This is a genomic window from Syntrophothermus sp. (genome assembly GCF_013314835.1).
GTDB classification, from domain to species: Bacteria; Bacillota; Syntrophomonadia; order Syntrophomonadales; family Syntrophothermaceae; genus Syntrophothermus; species Syntrophothermus lipocalidus.
Window position 1 is genome coordinate 1 of sequence record NZ_JABUEX010000045.1, and the last position, 16,911, is coordinate 16,911.

Genomic DNA, 16,911 nt, shown 5'->3' on the forward strand with positions numbered 1-16,911 from the left:
AGGACAAGTTTACTGTAACCATTTCTATTAGTTTCGCATACTATACATTGAAAATCACATTGAAAATCTAGCAGAATAGGTTAATCCGTATCTTGAAGGAGATGAAACGAAGTGACCGTCACAGGGAAACGGATTCATATGGTAGGCATAGGTGGGGCAGGGATGAGCGGTATTGCCGTAGTTTTGCACGAGATGGGAGCCTGTGTATCCGGATCAGACCTGCGCAAAAGTGAAGTGACCAAAATCTTAGAGGAAAGAGGCATAAAGGTATATACAGGGCATGCCGAGGGTTTTCTTTCGCCGAAAACGGAGCTGGTAGTGGTGTCTTCCGCTATACCGCCTGATAACCCCGAGATTCAGGCTGCCAAACGGTTGGGCATTCCTGTCATCAAAAGGGGTGAGATGCTGGCGTTACTCTCGAATAAATACCGAGGAATAGCCATAGCAGGAGCCCACGGTAAGACTACGACTACTTCCATGATCTCGTTGGTGCTCGAAGACAACGGTTTGGATCCGACTTTTATCATCGGAGGCCAGATGCAGCGAAGCCTTGTCAACGCTAAATTGGGGCGGGGAGAGTTGTTCGTGGCTGAGGCCGACGAAAGTGACGCTTCGTTTCTTCGCCTTCACCCTCACGTCGCCGTCGTGACTAATGTTGAGGATGATCACCTGGATTATTACCAATCAGAGGAAAACATTCGGTCCGCTTTCCAACAGTTTGTAAACCAGGTTTTACCTGAAGGGTTTGCAGTTTTGTTTTCGGGAGACAGATTTCTGGCAGGGCTCAAACAGAAAAGCCGGGCTCGTCTCGTCTATTATGGATTTGACGACAACAGTGATTATTTCTGCCGCGAAATCAGAGCTTGTGGTATCGGTTCGGCTTTCAAAGCCTATTGCCGGGGGCAGATGCTGGGAGACGTGTATCTCAAGGTACCAGGGATTCACAATGTGCTTAATGCCATGGCTGCTATCGCCGTAGGATGTGAGGTGGGGGTTAATTTCGAAGGGATAACGAGGGCCTTGGGGGGTTTTTTGGGGGCCAAGAGACGTTTCGAGGTTGTAGGCAAACTTAACGGAATAACCGTAATCGATGATTACGCCCACCACCCTACCGAGATAAAGGCTACGATTCTTGCGGCTCGTCAGTTTCATAGAAGCCGCCTTATTGTTATCTTTCAACCTCACCGGTATACCAGGACAAAATTGCTGGGTCACCAATTCGGTCCGGCGTTTCAAGGGTCAGATATGGTGATCATCACTGACGTTTACGGGGCGGGAGAAGTACCTATTCCTGGAGTTACCGGTGAACTTATCTACAAGTCAGCAGTGGCTGAGGGATGCAATGCGGTGTACATCCCGGCGAAAAACGAGGTAGTCGACTATGTGGCCAAGCAGTTGAAGTCAGATGATTTGGTAATTACCATGGGCGCGGGGGATATCTGGCAGACTGGAGTTAAGCTGGTGCAGGAATTGAGTCAACTGATCCCGCAAGCATGAGCTTAGCGGAGGTGCAGTCGATTGGCCAGGATTGTGGTCAAGGGAGGGAAAGGCTTAAAAGGGAGTGTTACTGTAAGCGGGTCCAAGAATTCAACTCTTCCGATAATGGCAGCTTGTTTACTTAGCACCGATGAGTGTGTCCTCCATAACGTGCCTAGTTTAGAAGATGTCCGGGTAATGGAAGAGGTTTTAAAGAAACTAGGGGCTAAGGTGAAACGAGAAAACGATAGTCTAATTATTAATCCGCGTTCAGTAGATTGTTGCGAACTGCCTGAGGCTTTGACCCGCAAGATGAGGGCTTCCAATCTAGTGATGGGGGCGTTGTTGGGAAGGTTTCGAAAGGCTAAGGTTTCCTATCCCGGGGGGTGCGCGATAGGAAGCCGGCCTATGGATTTGCACATAAAGGGCTTTAGGTTGCTGGGATGTGAAGTGAACGAAGATAGGGGGTATATAGAAGCTGAGGCGACTTGCCTGAAAGGAAGGGAAGTGCTGCTCGATTTTCCCAGCGTTGGGGCGACGGAGAACATCATGATGGCTGCGGTTGGGGCTGAAGGCACCACCATTATACGTAACGCTGCTAGGGAACCGGAGATAGTGGACCTGCAGAGTTTTCTCAACCGAATGGGAGCTAAGATTCGCGGGGCAGGGCTTGACACCATTCGCATAGAAGGTGGGGGCAGCCTAGGAGGAGTTGAATACGATGTGATTCCTGACCGGATCGAAGCTGGCACATTCATGGTAGCAGCTGCCATAACTAATGGCGATGTTCTCATCGACAATGTGGTGGTAGAGCACGTAGAACCGGTACTAGCCAAATTGATGGAATCAGGAGTAAATGTAATTCGGTGCAACGGTGGGATAAGAGTGCGAGGAGGGCACAAACTAAGGCCGGTCGATATCAAGACCCTTCCTTTTCCTGGGTTCCCGACCGACATGCAACCGCAGATGATGGCGCTGTTGGCAACAGTGGAAGGGACCAGCGTTATAGTTGAGACTGTTTTTGAAAATCGGTTTATGCACGTGGACGAATTGAGAAGAATGGGGGCAGATATACGGGTAGAAGGCAGGGTAGCCGTTGTGCAAGGAAAGAAAAAACTGACCGGCGCTAGGGTGGAAGCTACAGACCTGAGGGCTGGCGCAGCTCTGGTGTTGGCAGGGTTAGCTGCTGAAGGGGAGACTATAGTAGAAAAACCTTTTCACATCGACCGGGGTTACGAGAACCTAGAGAAAAAACTGAGGAGTTTGGGGGCTGACATAAACAGGGATGAAGGGTAGCAGCAAAAGGGTCGAATCCCTCCCCCAAACAGTTTCTGATTCGTCGCTTGCTGTACAGGTTCTTGAGCTGTTTACTGCCCAAACTGTTCTTTGAGCCAGCTTTGTATTTCATCTCTAATCTGCCGGAATACCGCCATGACTTCTTCCTTGGTGCCTTTAGCTGCGGCCGGATCTCGGAAAGCCCGGTGAATCACATTCTTACCTGGAAAGAAAGGACAGTTTTTTCGAGCGTTGTCACACACAGTAACTACGTAATCGAAATCCTGGTCCATGAACTCATCCACGCTTTTTGATCGGTGGCTGGACATGTCTACCCCCAACTCCTGCATAGCCCTGATGGCATAGGGATTAACAACCCCGGGGTTGGTTCCAGCGCTGAAGACATCAAAACGATCCCCATACATGTGGCGCATTAGAGCTTCGGCCATCTGAGAACGGGCTGAGTTTTGGGTACACAGGAACAAGACCTTTGGTTTGCTTCTCAAAACTAAGTAACCTCCCTTTTGAGAAATTGCGTGTGGCGTGCCTTCCGATCCACGGTATCAAGGTTTCTTAGGGCGTCAAACTAACCTTGCTATGGTATTCTCCAAGAAGACAAGCCTTCCTTCTTCATGTAATTCTTAGATTCCTTATTGACAAATAGTAAAAGCGGGGCTAAGGTGTAATTGTAATATGAATAATTGTTCATATGAACATAACAAAAAAGGACGAAGGGTTTCGGGGGCCAATCAGAGGGAGGACAGGGTGGTGCGAGAATCAATAGAGTTTTGCGAAAGCGATTGTATTCATGAAGACACGGTAAGGGAAGTACGGAGCGAGATGATAACCGAGGAGGTAAGCCACGCGCTAGCAGAAGTCTTCAGGGCTTTGGGAGATCCCACGAGGGTCAAATTGCTTTACGCGCTGTCAAGAAGGGAATTGTGTGTGTGCGATTTGGCGGCGGTGATCGGCGCGTCCGAGTCCGCTGTTTCTCATCAACTGAGGCTTCTGCGCACCCAGAAGCTGGTCCGGTTTCGCCGGGAGGGAAAAGTAGTCTATTACTCGCTGGCAGACAAACATGTGGAAAAGCTTTTCCAGCAAGGGTTGGAGCACGTCACCGAGTGAATTCGTTCTCGATGCCATGATGAGACGCCGAAGTAGCGCTAAGTATCTTTAGAACGGAGGACAGGCTCATGGACAAAGCTGTAACAATTCCAGATGCTGCGTTTTCGGCCGACATCTATGTCAGGGGAATAGACTGCCCTGATTGTGCGGCCAGGGTAGAGCAGGCAGTTAAAGGGTTGCCCGGGGTAATTAACGCCAAGGTACTGGTGAATTCCAGCAAGCTCGCTTTTCTGTATGACCCGGCTCTGATCGAGGTTGAACAGGTAGTCTCCAAAGTAAGTGAATTGGGATACACAACAACAAAGGCGGAGCAGTGTTCAAACGCCGGTGCTTTTACCGAGGGTATTACCAGCACTATTCGAATTTTCGGCCTCGATTGCGGGGATTGTGCTGCCAAGCTGGAAGCCGGTCTGAGGCGAATTCCCGGTGTCAAGAGGGCTATTGTGAACCTTGCCCTTTCCAAGGTTGAGGTTGACCACAGCGGACCGTTGCCAGAAATCCTAAAGACCATTGAAGCTATGGGTTACACGGCAAAGCTAGAAGATAAAGGGCTTAAGTCAGGGTTTGACGGGCAAAACACTGCTACTAGTAAGTATGCGTTGCCAACGGTTTTATCCGGAACTATGGTAGCGATAGGATTATTTTTCGGTCTTCTCGGTCTGCCCGGTTCGATAGTAAGTGCTGCTTATTTGGTCGCCATCTTGTTTGGGGGATATTTACCTGCCCGGAACGGTTGGGCGGTGCTCAGGAGTGCCAGAGAACTTGACATGAACGTATTAGTATTGATTGCCGTCGTGGGAGCGGTCGCTATAGGGCGCCTGGAAGAAGCGGCAGCGGTGGTATTCTTGTTCTCGCTCGGTAACACTTTACAGGGTTACACTTTCGAAAAGACCAGGAGTTCAATCAGAGCATTGATGGAACTCGCACCCGACGAGGCAGTCGTTCGGCGGGACGGGCGTGAGCAGGTACTGTCAGTGCAAGATATCCGGATTGGAGATGTAGTAATAGTGCGCCCGGGTGAGCGTGTGCCCGTAGATGGCAGGATATTGGAGGGAACTACTTTTGTCAACCAAGCTGCCATAACCGGAGAGTCGGTGCCGGTGGAAAAGAAACCCGGTGATGAGGTCTTAGCAGGAAGTATTAACGGATTGGGGGCTCTTGAGGTTGAGGTCACCAGAGCTGCCCAGGACAACACGGTATCGAGGATCATCCGTTTGGTAGAACAAGCGCAGACCCAGCGGGCTCCTTCACAGCAAACAGTAGATAGGTTTGCCCGCTACTATACTCCAATCGTCATAACAGCAGCAATCCTGGTTGCAATAGTTCCCCCTTTGGGATTACACCAGCCTTTTAACAAGTGGCTGTATGAGGCTTTGGCCATGTTGCTGGTCGCTTGTCCTTGTGCCCTTGTCATCTCGACTCCGGTTGCTGTAGTGGCGGCGTTGGGGAATGCGGCCAGAAACGGGGTCTTGATAAAGGGTGGAGGTTACCTAGAAGAGGCCGGAACTCTTTCTGTTGTTGCCTTTGACAAGACCGGCACCTTGACGGTGGGAGAACCGAGAGTAACTGATGTGGTTCCGCTAACGGCCACAGCTCAGGAAGTAATCCAGGTTGCAGCTGCTATTGAAGCGCGGTCGGAGCATCCTTTAGGCGAGGCCATAACGAAATACGCCAAGGACGCAGGAATTGACGCGCCTGCCGTTAGCGGGTTTAGATCCGTTCCAGGGCGGGGAGCACAGGGAAACATAGGTGATAAGCGGTACCACATCGGGAGTGAACGCTTCATTGCCGAACTTGGGATTAGCCTTGCGGCAGCCCGAAAAGACATTGCAAGGTTGCAGTCGTGTGGCAAAACGGTAATAATTGTGGGAGATGATAAGAGAGTCCTCGGGCTTATTGCGACAGCGGATACCTTGCGCGAACACAGCCGCGCGGCAGTCAGTAAACTGAAACAGCTAGGGATAAGGAAAACGGTGATGCTAACCGGGGACAACGAATCTACGGCAAGCGCTGTTGGTCGCGAGGTAGGGATTGACGAATTTAGAGCGGACTTGTTACCCGAGGGGAAACTGGACGTTATCAGAGACCTTTTGGCCAAATATGGTAAAGTGGCGATGGTAGGCGATGGGGTGAACGATGCTCCGGCCATGGCGGCGTCGACAGTGGGCATCGCAATGGGCGCGGCAGGAACCGATGCTGCTTTAGAAACGGCCGATATTGCCTTAATGGCCGATGATCTCTTAAAGTTACCCTATACGGTGAAGCTGAGCCGAAAAGCCGTGAGTATCATTCGGCAAAATATAGCATTTTCCTTATTATTAAAAGGGATCATCTTGTTGCTGGTAATACCGGGATGGTTGACCATGTGGCTGGCGGTGGCTGGAGATACGGGGACATCGTTGTTGGTGACTCTTAACAGCATGAGGTTACTGCGGGCCCGAGACTAAGACTAAGGCGTTGTTTGTTCGCAAGCAACCGCGGATCATTATCTGTTCTTATCGTTTATGCCACTGTAGATTTTTGTTATAATTCAGATGGGGTGTGAGCGATGTCCCTTCGAAAATTGGTGGTAAAGAGAGCTATGAGCATCTCTTTGTTTTTGTTTTTGGCTTTAGTCGCCTTTTATTCCCTGATCCACAGCTCTCTTTTTTCGGTTAAGGAGGTGGCCGTTACAGGGAACAAGGTGGTGATGGCAGGGGAAATCAAGGCTTTATCAGGAATAGTAGCTGACACCAATATTTTTCAGATTGACCCGGCTCGAGCTGAGCAAGCGGTTAAGATACATCCCCTGATCAAAGACGCGAAAGTGGTCCGTCATCTTCCTAATCGCATAGAGATCAAGGTTGTGGAGCGCAAACCGTGGGCGGTCGTGCCCGCAGGCGAGACCTTTTGGATCATCGATGATTGTGGGGTATTTATCGACCGAACAGAATCGATTCAGACCGTGTCATGCCCAGTAATTACAATGGAAGGAATTCCCCCCAAAATCAGTATTGGACAAAGATTGAATGAAGATGCGATAGGTGCAGTTCGGGATATTGTAAATAACCTCTCTGAGCTTCAGCTAAGCCAGATATCTGAGTTTCACTGCAGGAAAGACAATCAGGTTTACATTTATACTCTTCGCGGTACGGAGATTCGATTTGGCCACACCGATCGGCTGTCGGAAAAGGTAAGGATGATAGATCAAGTGCTGGAGATGGAACAAGAGTTGAGCCCCGGTGAGGCCTTAGCTTACGTGGATCTTCGCTTTAAGGGACAGCCAGTCGCGAAGTACAGGTAGTGGGGGCGAGTAGTATTGAAAAAGGAATCAATTGCTTCGGTTGCCTTGGTTTGCATCATCCTGGGGTTTATGCTGGCTGTTCAGTTTAAGACTACGGCCGCTAATCCGAACAATATCTCCACGGCGAGAGCCCAGGACCTCACAGAACAACTGGAGAAGATTACAAAAGAAAGAGACGCGTTAGCCGACGAACTGGCTTCCTTAAGAGAAAAATTGGCGCAAACCAACAAACGAGACCAGGCTATCAATGCGCTCACCGAGGAGCTGACGAGGGCGAATGTTTTAGCCGGATTGGTGCCGGTAAAAGGCCCAGGGATAATCGTGACCTTGACTGACAGTTCTCAGCCGTTGCAGCCTACGGATAATCCTAACCTATATCTGGTCCATGATGAGGATCTGTTGCGGCTAGTCAATGAGCTCAGAGCCGGCGGGGCTGAGGCTATAGCAGTCAACGACCAGCGTTTGGTAAGTAACTCAGAAATAAGGTGCGCGGGACCGACGATTTTGGTGAACACTACAAAAATTGCTCCTCCTTTTGTGATCAAGGCTATTGGCGATCCCCAACTGCTAGAAAGTTCCATACGAATGAAAGGCGGGTGGCTGGAAACATTGGAGACGTGGGGGATAAAGAGCCAGGTTAAGGTCATGCAAACCATAGAGATACCGGCCTACAAAGGTCCGCTCAATTTCCAGTATGCAGTACCCCAGACCAAATCATGATGCAAAGGCGGAATAAACGATGTGGGTGTTGATACTGTTTTGCCTGTTGTTCGGGATATTTATAGGGCTACAGATGCCGGTTTTTATACCCTTTCTTTATGCAAAGTATATGTCTATTGCCATCTTAGCCGCCCTTGACTCTGTCTTCGGAGGCATAAGGGCTTACATGGAGGATGTTTTCGACAACATCGTTTTTGTGAGTGGATTTTTTATCAACATCCTGCTGGCCGCAGGGTTGGCGTACCTGGGGGATCGTTTGGGGGTAGAGCTGTATCTGGCAGCGGTTGTAGCATTTGGCGTAAGGATATTCCAGAATCTGGCTATTATTCGTCGATATCTCCTTAAAAAATGGTGATAAAAAGTTTCACCAAAAAAAGGAAAATCTTATTCTGTGTGGTAATAATGACTTAGTCATGTTTTGGTGGAGGTTTTCATGGCTAAGAAATCCTACCGGAAGATATTAGTCGGATTGGATGTGGGCACTACCAAAGTAGCCGGGGCCGCCGGCCAGGTTTCTTATGACGGGGCTGTTGATGTTTTAGGGATATGCGAGGTTCCTTCGTTTGGTTTGCGCAGGGGGAATGTTATAGACATAGACAGCACATCGAGGGCTATAGACCGTTGCCTCAATGATCTGGAAAGGATGTGTGGCATAAATATCGCCAGTGCACGCGTGGGGTTTTCTGGAGCCAATATTGCTACAATTCCTAACCGGGCGGTAGTGGCTGTAGGTCATCCTGGCAACGAGATTGTGCAGGAAGACGTTGAACGCGTGGTTCATGCTGCTAAGATGATTGCTATTCCGCCTGATCGTTCAATAATTCATTTGTTACCGCGACAATTCATTGTTGACGGTTACGAGGGTGTAACGGATGCGGTGGGTATGGCCGGGAGCAGGCTGGAGGTAGAAGCTGTTCTGGTGACGGCAGCGACCACCGCAGTCCAGAACCTTATGAAAGCCGTGGGACGCGCCGGTTTGAAGGTAAAAGAACTGACCCTGAACACGCTCTTGGCGGCCGAGTCAGTTCTTTCCCCCGCAGAGAAGGAAATGGGCGTTGTCTTGGTGGATATCGGCGGGGGTACCATGGATATTTCGATCTACGAACAAGGAGGATTGGTTTTCAGCTCGATCATCCCGGTGGGAGGAGAGCATATAACCAGGGATCTGGCAGTTGGATTGAGGACTAATCTCGAGGAAGCGAACCGTATTAAGGAACAGCACGGATGCAGCAGTGTGGATGCAGCAAGAGAAGACGTAATAATAGAGGTATCTAATATTAACGGGCAAGCAAGTCGACAGGTATCAGAGAAGTTTGTTGCTTCCATAATTCAGCCAAGGATAGAAGAGATGTTGGAGATAGTACAGGGGGAACTATTCCGCGCAGGGGTAATAGGGGTTCCTCCTGGAGGAATAGTTTTAACTGGGGGAACTTCTAATCTAAGAGGAATTACTAGGTCGGTCGAAGAATACTTACATATCCCAGCTAGGGTTGGTTTGCCAGAAAACACGAGATTTATCAACGGAGAGTTTAAGCAGGGACAATATGCTGCTGTTTTAGGTGCTCTGTTGTATGATTTGAAGAATTCTGCTTCTGACGTAAACCTGGATGAGGAGTTGTTGTTGGGAAGCTGGCTGGGTAGAGTTATTCTGTGGTTCAAAGATCTGTTCAGATAGGAGGTTCACGAGTGGTGCTGGAATTGGATGTGGAGATTCAACAATACGCCGATATCAAAGTTATCGGGATCGGCGGGGGAGGCAACAACGCTATAAACAGAATGATCGAAGCCGGGCTGAAAGGGGTTGAGTTCATTGCGATAAACACCGATGCCCAGGCTTTATACCTGTCCAAGGCGGAAAAGAAGATTCAAATTGGAGAGAAGTTGACCAAGGGATTAGGAGCAGGAGCGAACCCTGAGATAGGCAAAAAAGCAGCAGAAGAAAGCGCCGACGAAATCAAGAAGGCTTTGCAGGGGGCAGACATGGTGTTTGTAACCGCAGGAATGGGTGGAGGTACTGGCACCGGAGGGGCTCCAGTCGTGGCTCAGCTGGCCAAGGAAGCAGGAGCCTTAACTGTAGGGGTAGTAACCAGGCCGTTTCAGTTCGAAGGACGCAAGCGGGGCGGGCAAGCAGAAAAGGGCATTGCAGAGTTGAAAAGCAAGGTAGACAGTCTCATAACTATACCAAACGATCGCCTTCTCCAGGTTATCGATAAACATACTTCTATCAATGAAGCTTTCAGGATTGCCGACGATATTTTACGGCAAGGGGTTCAGGGCATATCTGACCTGATTGCGGTTCCTGGTCTCATCAACTGTGATTTTGCAGATGTCAAGACCATCATGATGGAAACCGGTTCGGCCCTAATGGGAATTGGTATTGCCAGGGGAGAGAACCGGGCAGCGGAGGCAGCCAGGGCAGCCATATCTAGCCCTTTATTAGAAACATCGATTGAAGGGGCAAAAGGGGTTCTTTTCAATATCACCGGGGATTCGAACTTGACGCTGTTCGAAGTCAACGAGGCAGCGGAAATCATAGCTCAAGCGGCCGACCCGGAAGCCAACATAATTTTTGGAGCGGTAGTGGATGACAGCCTCCAGGATGAAGTGAGGGTGACGGTTATAGCCACGGGTTTTGATACGGAACGGAACGTGAATAGAGGGGCTATCGGGGGATACGAACATCCAAGATCCTTTGGCACTCCTCCGGATCTCGACATTCCGACCTTCCTGCGGCGAAAAGGTTAGGAGCGATAGGGGACCTGACCGGTATAGACAGACCTTCGTGAAAACCAGCGGTGTCATATGTAGAAGATAGGAGTACTTGCATAGAAGGCTTTAATATAGAAGCAAGGAACCCCTTGTTACTATTTGTTGTAACAAGGGGTTTTTATCGTGCGGGGATAATCGGCAAATACCATATAATGACATATTGCCATAAGCATCTATAGTATAATTTTCCTGGTATTAGTGAGGTCTTTATCCAGGCATATGTTCATAGTTATTTAATGATTAGGTACCCGGACTAAGGTTCGTCTTGAGCCGGTTAGAGGTGCTTTTCGATGATGGTGGGCAGGTGCGTATACGCCGACTTGACCTTTTTGATAAATGTCGTAATGGACTTTGTTATCTTGTGGAGTACGGCTAAACTGGTCGGTTTACCAGTGAACTACCGGCGGCTTATGACTGCTGCTGTTTTTGGGGGAATATATGCCGTAGGGTACCTCTTTCCCGAACTTGGCCCTTGGTACCAGTTACCAGTTAAGGGGATAGCATCTTCGTTGCTAGTGATTTTCGCTTTCTGCCCATCTAACTGGAAGGAGTTCTGGAGGGCCTTTGCCTGCTTCTATGGGGTCAGCTTTGCTGTTGCCGGGGCAGTCATGGGTTCGTCTTATTTTATTGGAAGCAGTTTATCGGGGTTCCAATTTTCGTACGCGTGGCTGGCGGTAGGGATTCTGTGTGCTTTTACCCTGGGAAGGGCAGGGGAGAAATATTTTCTGGAAAAGTTTATACCGCGCCTGGTGTGTCTCCCGGTGAAGGTATCTTTCGACCAATTTGTCTGTAAAGGAGATGGGTTCCTGGACACGGGCAACAACCTTTGTGACCCACTGACAGGCAGGCCGGTCATCGTAATGGAATACAGCCTGTTGCGTTCGTGCTTGCCCGAGGACGTGAAACAGGCCTTGGACCGAGTGGCTAAGGGCGAGGACTTTTTGCGGGCTATGCCGGGAACTGTTTGGGCTAACCGATTACGGCTTATACCATTCACTTCTATCGGCAAGAAGCACGGGCTATTGCCGGGGCTGCGTTGTGATAACGTGGTGATAGATACCGGTTTGCGGCCTATTTACCAGCAGAACATTGTGGTAGGAATACACTGGGACAAGTTAAGCCCGGACAACAAATTTCAGATGCTCCTTCCATCCAAAATCCTGCAATAGGAAAAGGGGGTAAACGGGTTGATGCGGAATTTGCTCGGCCGATTACTTGGTATCTTGAGAGTGTGGATGGCGAAGGTTATAGCGAGGAGACTTGCCGGGTACGTCTATTATGTAGGCAGCACCGAAATCTTGCCCCCACCTTTGAGCTCGGAAGAGGAAAGCACCCTGTTGCAGAGGTTAGAACAAGGTGATAACGGTGTCAAGAGTACTCTGATCGAACATAACCTGCGTTTGGTAGTTTACATAGCAAAAAAGTTTGAGAATACCGGTATAAACATCGAGGACCTGGTTTCTATAGGAACCATAGGCTTGATTAAGGCAGTGAATACTTTCGAACCCCGAAAGAACATCAAATTGGCCACTTATGCTTCCCGTTGTATAGAAAACGAGATTCTGATGTACCTGCGGCGCAACCTGAAGACCAGGGCTGAGGTTTCACTGGATGAACCGCTGAACGTGGACTGGGACGGAAACGAACTCTTGCTCTCAGACGTGCTGGGAACAGATGGTGATATGATATACAAGACCATAGAAGAGGAGGTTGAGAAGAAGCTCTTGTCTCAGGCCATACTCAGGCTCCCTCCCCGAGAAAAGAGAATTATCCAGTTGCGCTTTGGTTTAGAGGACGGTTACGAAAAGACGCAAAAAGAAGTGGCGGACATCTTGGGGATTTCGCAGTCATATATCTCTCGACTGGAAAAACGTATCTTAAAACGTCTTCGCCGCGAAATTCGAAAAATAGAGTGAATCGTAACAAGATAAGCGCGACTCAAAGAGGGCTTGAGAGGTTCAAGCCTTTTTTGTTTCTTCGAATTCGAGAATAAACAGCGAAACAAAAGCAAATAATCTCTAAAAGAAGTATCAAGACAATGTAAGGGGAAGGGGTGTACACTTGCTAAATAAGGTCGAGATCTGTGGTGTTAACACTTCTAATCTCCCCGTATTGAAAAACGAGCGCATGCGAGACCTGTTTTTACGGGTCAAGCAGAACGATCGCCAGGCCCGGGAAGAGCTGATTCGGGGCAATCTAAGGTTGGTTTTAAGCGTTATTCAAAGGTTTAACCACCGTGGCGAATATGTAGATGACCTTTTTCAGGTAGGCTGTATAGGTTTGATAAAAGCCATAGACAACTTCGATTTGGAACAGAACGTAAGATTTTCTACCTATGCCGTCCCCATGATCATAGGCGAGATTCGGAGGTATTTGAGGGATAATAACCCGGTCAGGGTATCACGGTCTTTAAGGGATGTAGCTTACAAAGCATTACAGGTGAGAGAACAACTGTTGGCGGAAAAGTCCAGAGAACCTACGATAGCGGAAATAGCAGATCGCTTGGAAGTTTCTCAAGAAGAAGTGGTTTTTGCTCTAGACGCTATTCAGGAACCGGTATCCCTTTTTGAACCTATATACAACGACGGGGGCGATCCCATTCTGGTCATGGACCAGATCAGCGATGACAAAACCACTGATGAGCTTTGGTTAGAGGGTATTTCGATTAGGGAAGCCTTGAAGAAATTATCCGAAAGGGAAAAGCTGATTTTAACCTTGCGGTTTTTCGAAGGGAAGACTCAAATGGAGGTAGCAGAGGAAATAGGCATTTCCCAGGCTCAAGTTTCGCGCCTCGAAAAAGCTGCTCTAAAACACATGAAAAAATATATCTAAAAAGGGTCAAGAGAGGAGGATTCAGCGTGACTAGGCAATTACTAGCACTCTTGATAGTTGCCGCAATGCTGTTCTTGGTGATTCCGCTCGCGGTTTATTACTGGCGTAACGAGGAGGCTTTTTCTCCCTATAATCTAATACAAACCCACGTAACAGCGGACAACGCGTTACATCTTCAACGGTACTGCTGAACTGCTGAGAATTGAAGGCGTTAAAACCGGGTTTGTAGAAGCCTGGTTGGGGATAAGAATGAGCTGCCTGATGGCGGCTCTTTTTTTGCTTTGTTATCACATAATAGGTTTGTTTCTCATATATTAGAATCAGGTACAGGAAAATTATAGAGGTGAGGCGCTTGGTCAAGATATCAGAACTCAGAACCCGTGAGGTGATTAACGTTTTAGACGGGAAAAAGCTGGGCTGTATCATAGACATCGACCTTGACATTGAGAAAGGTAGGGTAACGGCTATCGTTTTACCTGGCCCCAGCAGGTGGTTGGGCTTTTTTTCCCGTAGAGAAAACGTGGTTGTTCCTTGGGAAAAAATAAGCAAAATAGGGCGAGATGTTATTCTGGTCGAGCTGGGAGATCATCTTCTTTCTTGATCAGAAACTACTATGCGCCTGATATCTCTATGGAGATTCATTCAACAAAGAAACCCTGTCAAAAACAGGGTTTCTTTTCTTGAACTCGAGGCTAACATCGACAATTTTTTCCTGTTCAAAGTGAAAAGATGATTATATAATACGAGATATAGGGTGCGAAATGTGTTTATACACAATATGTGGGGGAGGAAAGCGGATGAAATGTCCGTATTGCCGAGAAATGGAGAGCCGGGTGATCGAATCTCGATATAGTGATGACGGAGAGAGCATACGAAGACGAAGGGAGTGTTCTAACTGCAAACGCCGCTTTACAACGTATGAGAGAATCGAGGTTACTCCACTTCTCGTCGTTAAGAAAGGCGGGAATCGGGAGCAGTTCAGCAGGGACAAGCTAGCAGCTGGAATATTAAAGGCGTGCGAGAAGAGACCGGTAACCATGGAAGATATAGAGAGGGTTGTAGGAGATATTGAAAGGGAACTGAGAGACAAGTACGACCGTGAAGTTACCAGTATGGTTATTGGCGAAAAAGTCATGGACGAGCTTAGAAGCCTCGATAAAGTGGCTTATGTCAGGTTTGCTTCGGTATATCGCGAGTTTGCAGATCTGGACGGGTTCATACAGACCATCGAGCAACTGCAGCGAGGAACGTCTACAGAGGAGGAAAGATAAGTGTTTACCAAAATCAAGAAGAGAGACGGGAGAGAGGTTCCTTTTGATCCTTCAAAGATAACGGAGGCCATATTCAAAGCAGCTCAGGCTGTGGGTGGGGAAGACAGACAAAAATCTTTGGAACTTACTTTAGAAGTAATGCGGGTTTTGGGACAAAAGTATCAAGGAGAAGTGTTCACAGTAGAGGACGTTCAAGATATTGTTGAGAAAGTCCTTATCGAACACGGGCATGCCAAGACAGCCAAAGCCTACATTCTGTATCGGGATCAGCGCACTCGGTACCGGGAAGCCAAGTCGGATCTCATGGACGTGGTCGAAGAAATCCTCAAGGAAACCAGCCGCGAAAATGCCAATGTAGGTAACAGTCCGAGTGCCAAGATGCTGCAGATAGCCAGTGCGGCCAGCAAGCAATACTACCTCAACCGGGTATTGCCTCCAGAATTCTCCCAGGCGCACCGGGAAGGTGATATACACATCCATGATCTTGATTTCTACAAGAAGACCTTGAATTGTTTGCAGCTGCCTTTAGGAGACATACTTGCTGCGGGGTTTAACAATGGGCATGGCTACATCAGGCCCCCCAAACGTCCGGCATCGGCAACGGCCTTAGCGGCGATTATCCTACAGAGTTCGCAGAACGACATGTATGGAGGTCAATCGTTTCCCTTTTTTGACCGGGATATGGCTCCGTTTGTAGAAAATGCCAGTGAAGAAGAGACATACCAGGCCATGGAGGCTTTGGTATATAACTTGAACAGCATGCACTCCCGGGCGGGATCTCAGGTGCCTTTTTCTTCGATTAATCTAGGTTGTGATACCTCGGAAGCAGGGAGGAAGGTAACCCGTAATCTCCTGTTAGCTTATGAGGCAGGACTGGGGCGGGGGGAAAACCCGATATTTCCCAATGTGATTTTTAGGGTGAGGGAAGGAGTCAATCTCAACCCCCAAGACCCGAATTATGATTTGTTCTTGCTGGCTTTGAGAGTGGCCGCCACGCGTATGAACCCGACTTTCAGTTTCATGGATTCTTCTTTTAACGACCAGTACGGTAATGACGTAGCTTACATGGGATGCCGTACTCGGGTTATTGCCAATCGCCATGGCCCCTCTATCACAGAAAGGAGGGGAAACATCGCTTTTACCACTATTAACCTGCCCCGCCTAGCGATAAAGGCCAAGGGCTTGATAGGAGAGTTCTATCGGCAACTGGAAAAGATGCTGGAACTGGCTTGCGAGCAGCTATACCACCGTTACCGAGTGTTATCAGAGCTTAAAGTAAAAGACCTGCCTTTTGTGATGGGACAACATCTTTATCTAGGTTCCGAGGATTTGAAAGATGATGACGTTATCGAGCCTGCCGTAAAGCACGGTACTCTTTCGGTTGGGTTCATTGGCCTGGCTGAAGCTTTGATATTATTGAACGGCAAGCATCACGGTGAGTCAAATGACTCGCAGGCGATGGGCATATCTATCGTCCAGTACATGCGAAGGATGATTGACAAAGCTTGTGACGAGTATGATTTAAATTATACTCTGCTCGCTACTCCGGCTGAGGGGCTTTCGGGAAGGTTTGTCAGCATTGACCGGGAACAGTACGGAGAAATACCTGGAGTAACTGATAAGGAATACTATACTAATTCGTTCCACATACCCGTAAACCACGATATCAGTATTTTCGAGAAGATAAGCAAGGAAGGCCCGTATCACAAATACACCAATGCCGGGCACATAAGTTATATAGAGTTTCCTTCGCCTCCGGTCCACAACCTCGATGCTATTGAGACCGTAATCAAGCACATGCGAGCTTGCGACATGGGGTACGTAGGTATAAACTTCCCCATCGATTTCTGTGAGAGCTGTTATTACCGCGGAGTTATCCCAGGCGACGCCTGTCCTAACTGTGGGGGTCAAGAGATCAAGAGGGTTCGCCGGATCACGGGGTACTTGTCGACGGTCGACCGTTTCAACGATGCTAAGGTTGCCGAACTAAGGGATCGCAAAAGCCACCGGTTCTAGCGGTTCCGAAAATAGCCACTGATGGACACAGATTAACGCAGATTTACACAGATTAATTATTACTTAGAATTTGCAAACACAAAGACGTGTTAGACAGGCGAACAATGTTGGAACGAGCCGGCCAACATTCGTCGGACAATAGTT

17 protein-coding genes are annotated in these 16,911 nt (G+C 48.6%); 16 read left to right on the forward strand and 1 reads right to left on the reverse strand.

Going from position 1 to position 16,911, the window contains the following annotated elements:
- Positions 1-111: 111 nt before the first annotated feature.
- Both murC and murA read left to right on the forward strand, forming a co-directional pair.
- Positions 112-1,497 carry a UDP-N-acetylmuramate--L-alanine ligase gene (gene murC / locus HPY90_RS11905; protein ID WP_013174978.1) on the forward strand — a complete coding sequence of 462 codons (1,386 nt, stop codon included), beginning with the start codon at positions 112-114 and terminating at the stop codon, positions 1,495-1,497.
- Positions 1,498-1,518: 21 nt separating this feature from the next.
- Positions 1,519-2,772, forward strand: a complete 1,254-nt coding sequence (gene murA / locus HPY90_RS11910) for a UDP-N-acetylglucosamine 1-carboxyvinyltransferase (protein WP_013174979.1) — start codon at positions 1,519-1,521, stop codon at positions 2,770-2,772.
- Positions 2,773-2,843: 71 nt separating this feature from the next.
- Here murA and HPY90_RS11915 read toward each other — a convergent pair whose 3' ends face one another.
- A complete protein-coding gene (locus HPY90_RS11915; protein ID WP_287194749.1) occupies positions 2,844-3,257 on the reverse strand; it encodes an arsenate reductase ArsC in 414 nt (137 codons plus the stop codon).
- 259 nt (positions 3,258-3,516) lie between these two features.
- Between HPY90_RS11915 and HPY90_RS11920 the strand changes: the two genes are divergently transcribed.
- The 14 genes from HPY90_RS11920 (at position 3,517) to nrdD (ending at position 16,767) form a co-directional block, all read left to right on the forward strand.
- Positions 3,517-3,876, forward strand: a complete 360-nt coding sequence (locus tag HPY90_RS11920) for an ArsR/SmtB family transcription factor (protein ID WP_287194750.1) — start codon at positions 3,517-3,519, stop codon at positions 3,874-3,876.
- Between the two features lie 68 nt (positions 3,877-3,944).
- Positions 3,945-6,323, forward strand: coding sequence for a heavy metal translocating P-type ATPase (locus HPY90_RS11925; RefSeq protein WP_287194751.1), 2,379 nt, complete (start codon positions 3,945-3,947; stop codon positions 6,321-6,323).
- A gap of 101 nt (positions 6,324-6,424) precedes the next feature.
- On the forward strand, positions 6,425-7,159 hold the full coding sequence (locus HPY90_RS11930; RefSeq protein WP_013174983.1) for a cell division protein FtsQ/DivIB: 735 nt from the start codon (positions 6,425-6,427) through the stop codon (positions 7,157-7,159).
- 15 nt (positions 7,160-7,174) lie between these two features.
- A complete protein-coding gene (locus HPY90_RS11935) occupies positions 7,175-7,879 on the forward strand; it encodes a DUF881 domain-containing protein (protein ID WP_287194753.1) in 705 nt (234 codons plus the stop codon).
- 19 nt (positions 7,880-7,898) lie between these two features.
- Entirely contained in the window at positions 7,899-8,234 is a 336-nt protein-coding gene (locus HPY90_RS11940; RefSeq protein ID WP_013174985.1) for a small basic family protein, read from the forward strand.
- Between the two features lie 78 nt (positions 8,235-8,312).
- Positions 8,313-9,554 (forward strand): cell division protein FtsA, encoded by a 1,242-nt coding sequence (gene ftsA / locus HPY90_RS11945; protein ID WP_013174986.1) that lies wholly within the window; start codon positions 8,313-8,315, stop codon positions 9,552-9,554.
- Between the two features lie 14 nt (positions 9,555-9,568).
- Positions 9,569-10,624 carry a cell division protein FtsZ gene (gene ftsZ, locus HPY90_RS11950; RefSeq protein ID WP_041433387.1) on the forward strand — a complete coding sequence of 352 codons (1,056 nt, stop codon included), beginning with the start codon at positions 9,569-9,571 and terminating at the stop codon, positions 10,622-10,624.
- A gap of 314 nt (positions 10,625-10,938) precedes the next feature.
- Positions 10,939-11,817, forward strand: coding sequence for a sigma-E processing peptidase SpoIIGA (locus HPY90_RS11955; RefSeq protein ID WP_013174988.1), 879 nt, complete (start codon positions 10,939-10,941; stop codon positions 11,815-11,817).
- Between the two features lie 66 nt (positions 11,818-11,883).
- Entirely contained in the window at positions 11,884-12,564 is a 681-nt protein-coding gene (gene sigE, locus HPY90_RS11960) for an RNA polymerase sporulation sigma factor SigE (RefSeq protein WP_502707209.1), read from the forward strand.
- A 145-nt stretch (positions 12,565-12,709) separates the two neighbouring features.
- Positions 12,710-13,480: an RNA polymerase sporulation sigma factor SigG gene (gene sigG, locus HPY90_RS11965; protein ID WP_013174990.1), complete on the forward strand. Its 771-nt coding sequence runs from the start codon at positions 12,710-12,712 to the stop codon at positions 13,478-13,480.
- 26 nt (positions 13,481-13,506) lie between these two features.
- Entirely contained in the window at positions 13,507-13,671 is a 165-nt protein-coding gene (locus HPY90_RS11970) for a hypothetical protein (RefSeq protein WP_013174991.1), read from the forward strand.
- Between the two features lie 161 nt (positions 13,672-13,832).
- Positions 13,833-14,081, forward strand: a complete 249-nt coding sequence (locus tag HPY90_RS11975) for a YlmC/YmxH family sporulation protein (RefSeq protein ID WP_013174992.1) — start codon at positions 13,833-13,835, stop codon at positions 14,079-14,081.
- Positions 14,082-14,277: 196 nt separating this feature from the next.
- Positions 14,278-14,751 (forward strand): transcriptional regulator NrdR, encoded by a 474-nt coding sequence (gene nrdR / locus HPY90_RS11980; protein ID WP_013174993.1) that lies wholly within the window; start codon positions 14,278-14,280, stop codon positions 14,749-14,751.
- Positions 14,752-16,767, forward strand: coding sequence for an anaerobic ribonucleoside-triphosphate reductase (gene nrdD, locus HPY90_RS11985; RefSeq protein ID WP_287194761.1), 2,016 nt, complete (start codon positions 14,752-14,754; stop codon positions 16,765-16,767).
- Positions 16,768-16,911 lie beyond the last annotated feature (144 nt).

Excerpts from the sequence above, each read along its gene's own strand:
- ftsA (WP_013174986.1), top strand. The coding sequence starts at position 8,313 with ATGGCTAAGAAATCCTACCGGAAGATATTAGTCGGATTGGATGTGGGC.
- nrdR (WP_013174993.1), top strand. The coding sequence starts at position 14,278 with ATGAAATGTCCGTATTGCCGAGAAATGGAGAGCCGGGTGATCGAATCT.
- HPY90_RS11940 (WP_013174985.1), top strand. The coding sequence starts at position 7,899 with ATGTGGGTGTTGATACTGTTTTGCCTGTTGTTCGGGATATTTATAGGG.
- HPY90_RS11930 (WP_013174983.1), top strand. The coding sequence starts at position 6,425 with ATGTCCCTTCGAAAATTGGTGGTAAAGAGAGCTATGAGCATCTCTTTG.
- sigE (WP_502707209.1), top strand. The coding sequence starts at position 11,884 with ATGGCGAAGGTTATAGCGAGGAGACTTGCCGGGTACGTCTATTATGTA.
- HPY90_RS11925 (WP_287194751.1), top strand. The coding sequence starts at position 3,945 with ATGGACAAAGCTGTAACAATTCCAGATGCTGCGTTTTCGGCCGACATC.
- HPY90_RS11955 (WP_013174988.1), top strand. The coding sequence starts at position 10,939 with ATGATGGTGGGCAGGTGCGTATACGCCGACTTGACCTTTTTGATAAAT.